Consider the following 12,038-nt stretch of genomic DNA (forward strand, 5'->3'; position numbering starts at 1 on the left):
CGTGACTACGATGGTCAGGTAGCGGAAGCTATGGCCATGGTGCGTGCGTTGAACAGGATGACAAAGGCTGGGATGCCAGAAAGCGTGCGTATTGCCTGAAAATCCAGCCAGCTACAGGGTCGTTCGCAAGAAATCTTATTTATTCAACAAAGCCTGGTTGAGATTATTGCTTTCAAAAAAGCAAGGATATGGCAAAAAGAAAAGCATGGGGCTGAATAAAACAGTCCATATTTTACCTTTGCCTTGCTTCTGAAATATCGTCATAAACGATATTTCAGATACTGCGTTGCCGGGCACCGGGCCGGGCAATTTATCTATAAAACTCTCATGACGAAAGTCGGGATTTTGAACAGGTGTTAAGGAGACAGAGAAGAAGAGAAACACTCAATAAATTTCTCTTATTTTTTCAGCCGCCCAGAAAAAACCTAACGACACAGTGCATGAAACAATAATCAGGACACCGTTAGTCACTTTCCCCATAACAGGAATATTCCAGTCAAAGAAGAAAAGGTAATAACCTGCACAGGTTATTAAAATAAGAGAAGAAATAAATACCAGAAGATAATGCAGCAGGTGCAGAGCTGACTTTTTAAGCATCCTGTCATCCTCCCTGACTTTTACCTCAGCAACCTTTCTATCAGCCATCAGGCGCAAAACCCTTTCGCGCCTGATAACCCTGCAAATCAGCCCTTACGCATTGTCATTTTTCAGCGACGGCAGCTTAGAGACCAGACGCAGAGAAACCGTCAGCCCTTCCAGCTGATAGTGCGGACGCAGGAAGAATTTCGCGGCGTAATAGCCAGGATTATCCTCCTGCTCTTCCACATTCACCTCGGCAGCCGCCAGCGGCTTGCGTGACTTGGTCTCCTGCGAGGAGTTAGCCGGATCGCCATCGACATAGTTCATCACCCAGTCGTTCAGCCAGCGTTCCATTTCATCACGCTCACGGAAGGAGCCGATCTTGTCGCGCACGATGCACTTCAGGTAGTGCGCAAAACGGCAGCAGGCGAACAGGTATGGCAGACGCGCGGCCAGACGGGCATTGGCGGTGGCATCGGCGTCGTGGTACTCCATCGGCTTCTGCAGTGACTGCGCACCAATAAAGGCAGCGAAGTCAGAGTTTTTGCGATGTACCAGCGGCATAAAGCCATTTTTCGCCAGTTCGGCTTCACGACGATCGCTGATGGCGATTTCGGTCGGGCACTTCATATCCACGCCGCCGTCATCGCTCGGGAAGGTGTGGCACGGCAGATTTTCCACTGCCCCGCCCGACTCCACGCCGCGGATCGCGGTGCACCAGCCATACTCTTTGAAGGAGCGGTTGATGTTGGCGGCCATCGCGTAAGCTGCATTGCTCCACGTATAGTTGCCGTGATCGGAACCATCGGTCTGCTCTTCAAAGTCAAAGCTGTCGACCGGATTAGTACGGATGCCGTAAGGCAGACGCGCCAGGAAGCGCGGCATCACCAGGCCCAGATAGCGTGCATCTTCCGACTCACGCAGGCTGCGCCAGGCAGCATATTCAGTGTTCTGGAAGATTTTGGTCAGATCGCGTGGATTCGCCAGCTCCTGCCAGGACTCCATCTGCATCACTTCGGGCGCGGTGCCGGTGATAAACGGACAGTGCGCGGCTGAGCCGATACGCGCCATCTCACCCAGCAACTCAACATCCTGCGGGCTGTGGTCAAAGTAGTAGTCGCCCACCAGGCAGCCAAACGGCTCGCCACCGAACTGACCATACTCCTGCTCATAAATTTTCTTGAACAGCGGGCTCTGATCCCAGCCGGCCCCCTTGTAACGCTTCAGAGTACGACCCAGCTCCTGCTTGGAGATGCTCATAAAGCGGATTTTGAGCATCTCGTCAGTTTCGGTGTTGTTCACCAGATAGCTCAGGCCGCGCCAGGCGCTTTCCAGCGACTGAAACTCCGGGTGGTGAATAATCTGGTTCACCTGCTGCGACAGCTTTTCGTCGATCTCCGCAATCAGCGCCTGAATAGTGCGATAGGCATCGCTGGAAACGGTGACGGTGTTCTCCAGCGCCTGCTGCGCCAGGGTTTTCACCGCGCTTTCGACCGCCGCGCGTGCCTGATCGCTTTTTGGCCGGAACTCTTTATTCAGCAGCGCACTGAACTCATCCTGACTGAAACTGGCTGCGCTCTGCGACTGCGGTTGTTGTGAAGTCTGCGTCATGCCTGCGGCTCCTTACCTTCAGTGGCCCCATCCTGCTTTGGCAGATGGGTCAGCGCCTGCAGAAGTGTTGGATCCTGCAGCACCTTACCAATCAGCTCTTCTGCGCCGTTTTTGCCGTCCATATAGGTCAGCAGGTTAGCCAGCTGGGTACGCGCTTCCAGCAGCTTGCTCAGCGGCTCGACGTTGCGGGCCACCGCGTCCGGCGAAAAGTCATCCATGCTGTCAAAGGTCAGATCGATGTTCAGCTTGCCTTCGCCATTCAGGGTATTGTCTACCTGGAACGCGGCGCGCGGCTTCAGCGCTTTCATACGCTCATCGAAGTTGTCGATGTCGATTTCGAGGAATTTACGTTCATCAATGCCCGGCTGTGGCTCCAGCGGTTTACCCACCAGATCCGCCAGCACGCCCATTACAAACGGGAGCTGGATTTTGCGTTCCGCGCCATAAATTTCCACGTCATATTCAATCTGAACGCGAGGCGCGCGATTGCGGGCAATGAACTTCTGCCCACTGGATTTGCTTGTTGCCATGGTTTTCTCCATACATGATGCGCGGATAAAGTGTCACAGCAGGCGCGCAGGTCCCGCTGTGTGTGTGCGTCACGCCTGGTTAATCGCGACGTCCGAAAATGGTTTCCAGCTGATGTACGCCGTCGGGTGCCAGTTCGCGAATGATCTCCAGAAAGTCACGCTCGATTAAGCGCTGCACCCGGTCGATCATCAGCGGGGCCGGATGACTTGGCTCATGCTGGGTGAAGTAGAGCTTCACTTTCTCCAGCATCAGCTGCGCGTCGGCGCGGGAACTGATCTGCACCGTGCGCCAGTCAGCGGCAGCGCGCGGGCTGGCCGGTGCAGGCGACACGGTGACTTCGGCGGGCTGTTCCACGGCTGCTGTGGGGATCAGCGCATTGAGATCGGTGGCCTGGCAACGTTCGGCGATCAGCGCTATCTGTCTGCGCAGCTGGGTGAGTTCCGGCACCGCAGCTTCGCCCAGCCGTTCGGTCACGGTTTCGCAGATGGTCTGAAGCCGCTCATGAATCTGCAGTAGCGCCTCAATACCGGGCTGGTCGCCGCGCGCCAGTTCATCGATCAGACGCGGCAGGCCGCCAGGATAGTCCGCAACTTCGGTTTTACTGCCGTCGCACAGTGCGGCCGCATCGCGCAGCGTGATGCCGTCAGAGGGATAGCGCAGCAGCCAGCACTGACGCACCGCGCCGCTCAGATCAGTTTTGTCACCCAGCAGCGCCAGCGCATTAATGCGGTAGAACGGATCCTGCTCGCCGAACTCCTCCAGCCGGGGCCACAGTGGCTCCCAGTAGAGCAGCAGCGCCTGTTCAATCAGCTTCAGGCCCTGGGCATAGCCCGGCAGCCCTTTCAGTTCGGTCCAGGCGTGGGTCAGCGCCAGCATTACCCGTAAATCTTTGCTGCGCGCCAGCAGCGCTATCGCCAGCTTCTCGACTCTGTTCCAGTCGGCCGGTTCTGCCGGAATAATGGTATTGCCAAACTGCTGCTCCGCTTTACCGGCGCTGGCCTGCTCCATCGCCTGAAAATCGGCGTGGTACTCCAGGTTATCGCCGCAGGGATTCTCCTCGCTGACCGGAGCCAGCAAAACCTCTGTATTCATCGTCATGCGTGTCGCCTCAGGATTCAAACATCGGGGGATAAAGTCCGTTTCGTCCCGGCTTTGCCCCACCGGCCGGATCAAACAGCAACGAAAAGAGCTGGGCGGTAAAATTACCGCTGTGGACCTGGGTATAAAGCGGGAAGCCGTCGCTTTGATTAGTCCACCAGAAACTGGTGTAGAACTGCGGGTCGAAGTTCTCGCCCGGCAGTGTCCAGTTCAGCGTCGAAGGGGTATCGCCATGTCCGATGACGTTGAGAATGTCTGATGAGTCGTCCGCCTCCTGCGGCGGTTGCGGCTGAGGAATGCTGATCAGCGCCTGATCCAGCTGTTCCGGTGACCCGCCGCCCTGCACCACCCGCAGCAGCGTATTGCCGACCTGCTGATACCACTCGCCGGAGCGGGCCAGCAGGGCTGGCGACCACTCGGCGGGCGTGAAGTGGCGCAGCGCGCAGAGCGGGTAGTTACGGCCCACGCTGTCACGCGCGGCAATCAGGCAGCCCATCTGAATCAGCTGACTGCCTAGCATCGGCGGCACCACAAAATTCCACACCGGTGCGTTAAGAAACGTGCGTGATGGCTCGGAGTCATGCTCTTTCGTGCTCTGCCAGTGATGCAGGCCCACCTGAAACCAGCTGGACCATTGGCGATAGAGCACGTCCGGGAAGCGGCGCTTCACAAAGTCACCCGCGCTGGGCACTTTGCCGTACCAGCAGGGGGCAGCGTAATGAGTCATTGTCGGGTCCTGTTTCAGGGGCAGCTAAAGCCGGGAAGCTGGAACGGGTTACGTATGCTGCCAGGGGTGAACGACAGCGTGACCTGATGACCGTCCACGCTGAAACTGGCTTCGCGGGTCAGACCGCCTGCCGCCGTCAGCCGGGCGCGGTCAAAGAAACGATTGAGCGCCCAGGGGCCGCTGGTGACCAGCGTGGAGGTGGTGCCGTTGGTCAGACCCAGCTGCATCCGCACCTGGCTGGTGCCGCCGGGACCGGGCCAGCTGACCATCTGCACCGCCTGCGGCCCGTGGCTGTAACGCAATATCTGTCCATCGACATCCAGCGTCAGGTTAAGGATGTCGTTATCCATTTTTACCGTGCGCAGCGTGACGCGGAAACCGGGCGTGGTTGCACCGTTGGCAAAGAACGCATCGCGGATTGACTGCGCCTGCTGGAAAGGCCGCAGCAGGGCTTCGCCTCCCGGCAGGGTTTTACCGTCAATGCCCGGCGTAAAACGCCACGCCGCGTTGGTGGTGTCGACTTTGCTGGCCAGGTTGTCGCGGAAGAAGCTGTCCATCATGCCGCTGCCGGGTGCAAACATCCGCGCCAGATCGTCTGGCGTGACTTCACTGCGCGCCGTGCGCACCAGCGGATAGCGACCGGCGATCGCCTGGCGGCAGAAACTGCCGACTTCCATGGTGATGCGTTTACGGACGTTATCCATATCGCGGCGCTGTGCGTCGCTGCTGGCGCCCACCGCCATGCTGGAAACCATGTTCTGCAATGAACCCGGCAGACGGCCGGCACTGGCCTGCAGACGACTGATGGCATCGCTGGCCGGTGGCGGCATCCCGCTGTTCGCCGCATCCTGCACCGCGGTGAGGTAGCGATAGAGATCGTCAATCTGATGCAGGAAATCATCCACCGCCAGCACCTTGCTGCCCTGCTGGAGCGGCTGAGCCAGCTCCAGAACCGGCGCAAAGTGCAGCGCAACCGCCTGCTCCGGTGACGCCTGGGTGGCAGCCTGTCCGCGCGCAGCACTGGCCTCGGGCGAGGTAAACAGCGCTTCAAGGGTACGGGTGGCGCTGTTATCCGACGGCTTTGCCGCCTGCGCGGTTTTCTCATCCGGCTGCGCCCGGTTCAACGTCAGCAGACTACTGAGGTTGATCACCAGCTGACGCAGCGGCGAATGGTTGCCTGACAGCAAACGGGCGGTGTTGATGCGTTGCGACAGATCGGCGCTGCTATTGAGCTGAATGTCGCTGAGGAACTGCTCCCACTGCCGGATATAGTCCTGCACGTAGAGCTGGCGCACCGCGAGATCGGTCTGTTCACTCTTCTGCTGCGGCGCCGCGCCGCCCAGCACCCAGAGATCGTCCTGATAGAGCGCCTGGGTCACCGGGGCAATCTGCTTATCCACATGCTGCCAGTAGCCATCCGGCGTATAGAGACCCGCCACACCGTCATTCACCGACTTACCGCTTTTGCGGGAAAAAACCAGCTCGCTCTGGGGACCTCCCAGCGCAGCCAGCGTCACCGGCTGCAGGCTGTCATCACGTTGCAGCAGGCGCTTCAGCCGTCCATAGACCCGCTGTGACAGCGGCATCTGATTAATCAGCGCCTGCTCGCGCTTTACCAGCGCTTCATCCTTCGCATACGGCGACGAGTGAATCTGCGTTTCCAGCAACTGTTGCAGGTGCCACGCCAGTTGTTTCACCTGCTGCTGAGTGACGTTCTGCGGCAGCTCACGTGACAGGTTGAGCATCAGCCACGCCTGCAGGAATTTGCCATCGTAGTGCTTTGGCTGATAGAGCATCTGATACGCCTTCAGCGCTTCATAGCTGTAGTCAGCATCACTGTCGTTGTCATTGCGTAACCAGCGAGTGATGTTCTGCGCCACCTGCGGTAACAGCAGCTGTTTCAGTGCCTTGTCGTAGAGCGCGCGGGTCGCATCGCTCACCTCAGTGCCGCGATAAAGCCCCATGCGGCGCGTCAGCGGTGGTGCTTCCAGCGAGAAGTCGGCGCTTTCCGGCAGGTGCAACAGGGTGTTGAGATAAGGCACCAGCGCAAACAGATCGCCATTGACCTGCTGCTGAAGCTGATCGCCCAGTTGTTCAACCTGCGGCGCTTTAGCCGCCATCTCCTGCAGATAGGCTTTGTTTTTACTGTAGCTGGTGAGCCACAGCGCCCCGGCCACCAGCAGCACCAGCAACAACGCCAGATAGCCCGACCACAGGCCGGCGCGGTTACGCAATTCCCACCAGCGGTTGCTGCCCGCCAGACCGGACTCCTGGAAGATCACATTTTCCAGCACCCCTTTAAGGAAAAAGCTCTGCCCTTTGTTCTGCGGGATGGGCGACTCTTTATCGACCTTATCCCAGCTTCCTGACTCGCCAGCCTGCTGACCCGGCAGATTCAGCGCGCGGTTCAGCTCGCCCATCACCCGGTCAAACGGCAGTCCCTCCTGAGTGCCGCTGGCAAAGTAGATACCGCGGGGTGCGAACTGGGTTTCAAAATCGGAGCGGGCAAACAGTGTATCCAGCGCCTCCGCCAGCAACGGCCGCAGCGCCGCAAACTCCTGCGGGAACAGGTAGCTTTCTGCCCGCGCCTGCGCGTCGCTTTCCGTCAGCAGCCGATCGGCCAGTCCGGCATCCAGACGTTGTTGCAGCAGGGAATATTCCTGCTGGAACTGGTTGTTAAGCTCGAAATCGGCGGCAGACGCTTTCGCCCAGGGAAAGGTGAATCCCCAGATTTGTTCACGCTGCACTTTATCCAGCGAGGCAAAATAGCTGCGGAACCCTTTGAGCAGATCCGCTTTGGTGACCAGCACATAGACCGGGAAACGGATACCGAGGCGATCGTGCAGTTCCATCAGCCGCTGACGTAGTGCCAGCGCCTGATTGCGCAGCGCTTCAGGTGACTGCGACAGCAGGTCGGAAACGCTCAGCGTGACGATCACGCCGTTGATCGGCTGACGTCCGCGATATTTACGCAGCAGGTCGAGAAAATGGTGCCATTCGCTGGCATCTCGCTCCTGCTGACTCTCCTGGGTACTGTAGCGCCCGGCGGTATCGAGCAGCACCGCGTCATTGGTGAACCACCAATCGCAGTTGCGGGTGCCGCCAATGCCGCGCAGCGCCGACTTGCCGAACTTATCTGCCAGCGGAAACTGCAGGCCTGAGTTGACCAGCGCGGTAGTTTTACCGGCACCGGGCGCGCCGATGATCATGTACCACGGCAGCTGATAGAGATACTGACGACCAAAGCGCTGTGCCCAGAACGGCGTGCCCTGGCTGCTGTGGCGCTGGAAGTGTGCCTTTTTCAGCATTTCAGTGGCTTCGGAGAAACGCCCTGCCAGCACCTGCTCTTCACTGGTCAGGCGCTGACGATTGGCTTCCGGGGCATCGCTTTTGCCGGTTTCAAGGCTCGACATCAGCTTACGGTTGAGCCAGATGTTGTAGAGCCGCGGAATCGCCTGGCCCAGGCCCCACACCAGATAGAGCAGCGCGATACTGATAATGCGGTTCTGCTCCGGCTCAAGCGGACGCGAATCGACGATTGAGAACACCGGGCCAATCACCCAGATGATAAAAGAGAGCGCGGTAATGCCGACAAAGCCCCACGCGAGGCGGCTGGTCAGCACCGCAAACAGAATATTCAGCATGGATCAGTTCCCTCTCGCCAGGCCGTTGAGTTCGGCATGCGTCGCATCCGGCGCCACCAGCAGAGTAATTTCAACACGACGGTTACGTGCGCGATTTTCTGCGCTGTTGTTCGGCACCAGCGGATTGCTTTCACCGCGCCCTTCCGCTTTAACCCGTGACGGCTGCGCCAGCTGCTGTTGCAGCAGGGACTGCACCGACCGGGCGCGCGCCAGCGAAAGCTCAAAGTTGGAGGCGAAGCGCGCGCTGCGGATCGGTACGTTATCGCTGTAGCCAATCACCTGAATCTGGCCGCTGACGTTGTTCATGGCGGCAGCGATGCGCTGGATTACGTCGGTGTAACGTCCGCGCACCTCGGTGGCCGCTGAGGCAAACAACCCATCCCCTTTCAGCGTCACCACGCTGCGGTCCGCTTCGTCACGCACCGCTACCAGCCCGGCATCAATTTCCGGTTTCAGGAAAGCGCGCAGGTTGAGCGTGGCGGGCGGTGGTGGCGCAGGGTTGCCGATCTTCACCTCCGGCAGCGCCGTCTGATAGATGCGGGCCAGCACTGGCGAGGTGTAATCGCCCAGACGCCAGTTAAGCACGATATAGAACAGACAGGCCGCCAGCCCCGCCACCGCCGCACAGGCCCATAGCGGGATCATCGGCCGCCACAGTTTACGCAGCACGGGCTGATCGGTGGGATGCGGAGACAGCGCCGCTGCGTAACTGCCGCGCACGCTTTTGATCATCTGCAACAGGCGCTGTTTGATGGTCTCCAGCTGCGAGCGACCGTTGTCCAGCACCCGGTAGCGTCCTTCGAACCCCAGCAGCAGGCAGAAGTAGATCAACTCCAGCATCAGAATGTGGCGTCTTGGGTTCTGCGACAGCTTAGCCAGCAGCTGAAAAAACTTTTCGCCGCCCCAGGTTTCATTGTGAAAGGTGACCAGCAGACCATTGCTGGTCCAGACGCCGCGGCTGCCCCACGGCGTCAGCGCCGCCGCCTCATCCAGCGCGGTACAGAGACAGTAACGCGCACCGATGATCACTTCATAACCCAGGCCTGACTGCTGGCAGCTCAGCTCGAAGCGCCGGATCTGATCGATCAGCTGCTGACGCAGTTGCGCCGGATCTTCATGTGACACCGAATGACGGATCTGAGGAATGGCGTTAATCAGGGGGTTAGCCGCCGCGACCAGCACATTCTGATGGCTGGCCTCCGGCGCAAGATCGCTGTGTGATTTTTGTTGTTCCTGCATCATGCTGCGTGCTCAGTTTATGATTCTGACTGACTACGAATGGCCCAGAACTCCATGTTCAGACCTGGAAACTCACCGGCAAGATGCAGCGCAAAAGCGCCCGAGCGCTCCATCTCTTTCCATAGCTCGCTGTTCTTATCGAGTTCGAAATAGCTGTATCCGGCATGCCACGGGATCTGCGGCGGCGCGCCGGGCATCGCCCGAAGTGCCAGACCGGGCAATTGCAACTGCACCAGATCGCGGATTTTGCTGACCGGGGCGACTTTCATCTGCGCCGGGAAGTGGGTTTTGAGGGTGTCGGCTGGCACGCTGGCTTTCACCGCCAGCACAAAGCCAAACTCATGCACCATACTGTTCTCCGGCACGGTCGCGACGTTAAGACCGTGCGAGCGCTGAATCAGCGGCAGCTGAATCGCACTCTCTTCCATCACCTGGGACAGCCCCTGACGCAACAGCAGTGACAGGCGGCTAAAACAGCTGTGCAGATCGTCATGATCGTAGAGCGGCAGGCCATCGGGCGCGCGGGCTGGCGTCCAGGTACTGAGCTCCGCCGCCAGTTGCAGCCAGTGGCTGTAGAGCGTTTCAGGATGCAGCAGCGGCAGATGTTGCAGATGAGTGTGCAGGCCAAGCTGACGATTCAGCAGCGCCAGCAGCATAAAATCGACCATATCCGCACTGTTAAAACGACCGGTGCCCGGCGCGCGCTGACTCAGCTGCTGGCTACGTTGCTGAATCAGCCCGTGCAGATCGTTAAACATGTTTTGCAGCGGACGGCTACTGTTCAGCGTCAGCATCGGCGGAATGTAGTCGCTGTCGAGCCGGATGTGGTTATCGCTGCGTTTTTCAATCACCTGCGCCACGCCCATGGCGGTCCACTCGGCGGTCAGATCCTGTTCCAGCATCAACCGCAGCCGCAGTTTGCCGAACTGCACCGTGGCGCTGCCCACGGCCTGGGCATTGTCATCTTCCACTTCCGCTTCCCAGGCGAGGTAACGCGCCAGAGAATCCTGCGACTCCTGAAAAGCCACCGCTTCACGGCCATTGCGGCGTGCCGGAATGGCCAGCACCACTTTGCTGCGGTCAACGGAGGCAGGCAGATCAAGCGGGGCCGGACCGTGCTGTGGCTGGCTAAAGGAAAAAAACGTGCCGTCAGGCAGACAGCCGCTGGCGGCGCTCAGCGCCAGTTTCCCCTGGCGCAGCAGCGCTTCATCGAACTCAAGATCGTAAAAACCCCAGGTATAGGCGCGCTGCGACTGGCCCCACTCACGCAGGGTGCTGAGAAGATAATTTTCTGACTGCTGGAAATGATGAGGACGCAGAAACATCCCCTCGGTCCAGACCACCTTTTCGGCTCTGTTCATAGGCATCACTGTTTTTCCACGCGAAGGCCGTTAGTTCCCGCCACAATGCGCGCATTCAGCTCGGCATCGTTACGTTTCCAGAACGCCCAGAATGAGGGGGATTTGCCTTCAGGAACCGGCAGCGACAGTCGCCAGACCTTGCCATCCAGCGCCTGATATTCCGCCATGATGCCGATGAAGCGCGCCTCGGGCAGACTCTTAATCCGCAACGTTTTATGGGGTTGACCGGAGGTCAGGAAGAACTGTTGCGTATTGAGTTGCGCATTACCCAGCGCGGTTGCGGACTGGTTTTGCAGGGAGTAAAAGTCAGCCGACATAAACTCTGCATCCGAGGTCAGTAATACCACCCGGACTTTCAGCGGCGCGCCGCCATTAACCTGGTTCTGCGCCTGAACGTCCAGGTTGTACCAGGCAACGGGCGGCGGACTGCTGCTGCACGCCGTCAGCAGGCACGTCAGCATAACTATCAGCGCCCCACGCCATTGCGTTGTTGTCATCATCCCGCCCTCCCTGCTTAATGCGATTAGTTAATGATCCAGGTTCCGTTTGTGCTGTTCTGGCAGGCGGTGCTGTCACCGTTTACCGCAACACAGGTTTTCTTCTTACTGCTGCGCACCCGGCGTTTCGGCTGGTCAGCTTTGACCGTCTGATCGTAAAGCTCGCTTTTCACCACGGCGCGAAATGGCACGTAGCCGGTCAGTTGAACGGTTGCCTGCGGCGCGGCAGAGGTCGCTGCATCTTTGACGGCGCTGCTGGCGTTACCCGGTTCAGGTTCTGCTGACGCCTGAGCAGATTCACCCAGCGCCAGCCAGTTGTTTTCCACCTGACCAATCACGGTGTAGCTTTCACCGCTTTTCAGGGTCTCCACAACCTTGCCGCTAAAATCCGGTCGGGTCATTACCGAGGCGGGATAGAGCGCCCGATAAGTCTCATTGACCGGGCTGAACTGCGCGGGTGCCTGAACCGCATAGCGGTGGCTTAAAACCACACCGTCTACGGTGCTGCTGACCAGAGTGTCATCAGTCATTTTCGGTGGCGTCTTACAGCCGGCGACAGAAAAAACAAACATCAGGCCTAACGCAATGCGGAGATTCACCATTTTCTTCATCTTTTGTTCCATAAATGCCTAAAAAGAGGCCAGAGGCCGGTTGTGAGGAGCAAGAATCGGGGGTTGCCGTGTCTTCAGGCTGTTATTTAGTACCATCGTAAAAGCCAAATCTTAAGAGCATGACGCGAAAGCAGAGCCTG

Annotated in this window: 10 protein-coding genes and 1 pseudogene; 1 reads left to right on the top strand and 10 read right to left on the bottom strand. The window is 58.7% G+C overall.

What is annotated here, in order from left to right; translation table 11 throughout:
* Nucleotides 1-99, top strand: a pseudogene (locus tag FHW04_RS00005) (IS5/IS1182 family transposase); the annotation flags it as partial.
* 285 nt (nt 100-384) lie between these two features.
* On the opposite strand, the gene FHW04_RS00010 reads toward FHW04_RS00005, so the two are convergent.
* The 10 genes from FHW04_RS00010 to FHW04_RS00055 all read right to left on the bottom strand — a co-directional run bounded on the left by FHW04_RS00010 (nt 385) and on the right by FHW04_RS00055 (nt 11,910).
* Nucleotides 385-645 carry a hypothetical protein gene (locus FHW04_RS00010; protein WP_227021871.1) on the bottom strand — a complete coding sequence of 87 codons (261 nt, stop codon included), beginning with the start codon at nt 643-645 and terminating at the stop codon, nt 385-387.
* A gap of 45 nt (nt 646-690) precedes the next feature.
* Nucleotides 691-2,190 carry a type VI secretion system contractile sheath large subunit gene (gene tssC / locus FHW04_RS00015; protein WP_089561013.1) on the bottom strand — a complete coding sequence of 500 codons (1,500 nt, stop codon included), beginning with the start codon at nt 2,188-2,190 and terminating at the stop codon, nt 691-693.
* Nucleotides 2,187-2,720, bottom strand: coding sequence for a type VI secretion system contractile sheath small subunit (gene tssB, locus FHW04_RS00020; protein WP_089561014.1), 534 nt, complete (start codon nt 2,718-2,720; stop codon nt 2,187-2,189). The genes tssC and tssB overlap by 4 nt, the downstream gene beginning before the upstream one ends.
* Nucleotides 2,721-2,799: 79 nt before the next feature.
* Complete coding sequence (gene tssA, locus FHW04_RS00025) at nt 2,800-3,813, bottom strand: type VI secretion system protein TssA (protein ID WP_179420048.1); 1,014 nt, start codon at nt 3,811-3,813, stop codon at nt 2,800-2,802.
* 16 nt (nt 3,814-3,829) lie between these two features.
* A complete protein-coding gene (tagF, locus tag FHW04_RS00030; RefSeq protein ID WP_089561016.1) occupies nt 3,830-4,546 on the bottom strand; it encodes a type VI secretion system-associated protein TagF in 717 nt (238 codons plus the stop codon).
* Nucleotides 4,547-4,560: 14 nt separating this feature from the next.
* Nucleotides 4,561-8,190, bottom strand: coding sequence for a type VI secretion system membrane subunit TssM (gene tssM, locus FHW04_RS00035; RefSeq protein ID WP_094106417.1), 3,630 nt, complete (start codon nt 8,188-8,190; stop codon nt 4,561-4,563).
* A gap of 3 nt (nt 8,191-8,193) precedes the next feature.
* Nucleotides 8,194-9,432 (bottom strand): DotU family type VI secretion system protein, encoded by a 1,239-nt coding sequence (locus FHW04_RS00040; protein ID WP_089561018.1) that lies wholly within the window; start codon nt 9,430-9,432, stop codon nt 8,194-8,196.
* 14 nt (nt 9,433-9,446) lie between these two features.
* The gene (gene tssK, locus FHW04_RS00045; RefSeq protein WP_089561180.1) at nt 9,447-10,790 is read right to left on the bottom strand and encodes a type VI secretion system baseplate subunit TssK; all 1,344 of its coding nucleotides are present in this window, start codon (nt 10,788-10,790) and stop codon (nt 9,447-9,449) included.
* Nucleotides 10,791-10,795: 5 nt separating this feature from the next.
* The gene (gene tssJ, locus FHW04_RS00050) at nt 10,796-11,290 is read right to left on the bottom strand and encodes a type VI secretion system lipoprotein TssJ (RefSeq protein ID WP_089561019.1); all 495 of its coding nucleotides are present in this window, start codon (nt 11,288-11,290) and stop codon (nt 10,796-10,798) included.
* Between the two features lie 23 nt (nt 11,291-11,313).
* Entirely contained in the window at nt 11,314-11,910 is a 597-nt protein-coding gene (locus tag FHW04_RS00055; protein ID WP_089561020.1) for a hypothetical protein, read from the bottom strand.
* Nucleotides 11,911-12,038 lie beyond the last annotated feature (128 nt).

Origin of the sequence: Pantoea sp. AN62 (assembly GCF_050432985.1) — a bacterium.
Taxonomy (GTDB): Bacteria; Pseudomonadota; Gammaproteobacteria; order Enterobacterales; family Enterobacteriaceae; genus Pantoea; species Pantoea brenneri.

Excerpts from the sequence above, each read along its gene's own strand:
- FHW04_RS00010 (WP_227021871.1), bottom strand. The coding sequence starts at position 645 with ATGGCTGATAGAAAGGTTGCTGAGGTAAAAGTCAGGGAGGATGACAGG.
- tssC (WP_089561013.1), bottom strand. The coding sequence starts at position 2,190 with ATGACGCAGACTTCACAACAACCGCAGTCGCAGAGCGCAGCCAGTTTC.
- tssB (WP_089561014.1), bottom strand. The coding sequence starts at position 2,720 with ATGGCAACAAGCAAATCCAGTGGGCAGAAGTTCATTGCCCGCAATCGC.
- tssA (WP_179420048.1), bottom strand. The coding sequence starts at position 3,813 with ATGAATACAGAGGTTTTGCTGGCTCCGGTCAGCGAGGAGAATCCCTGC.
- tagF (WP_089561016.1), bottom strand. The coding sequence starts at position 4,546 with ATGACTCATTACGCTGCCCCCTGCTGGTACGGCAAAGTGCCCAGCGCG.
- tssM (WP_094106417.1), bottom strand. The coding sequence starts at position 8,190 with ATGCTGAATATTCTGTTTGCGGTGCTGACCAGCCGCCTCGCGTGGGGC.
- FHW04_RS00040 (WP_089561018.1), bottom strand. The coding sequence starts at position 9,432 with ATGATGCAGGAACAACAAAAATCACACAGCGATCTTGCGCCGGAGGCC.
- tssK (WP_089561180.1), bottom strand. The coding sequence starts at position 10,790 with ATGAACAGAGCCGAAAAGGTGGTCTGGACCGAGGGGATGTTTCTGCGT.
- tssJ (WP_089561019.1), bottom strand. The coding sequence starts at position 11,290 with ATGATGACAACAACGCAATGGCGTGGGGCGCTGATAGTTATGCTGACG.
- FHW04_RS00055 (WP_089561020.1), bottom strand. The coding sequence starts at position 11,910 with ATGGAACAAAAGATGAAGAAAATGGTGAATCTCCGCATTGCGTTAGGC.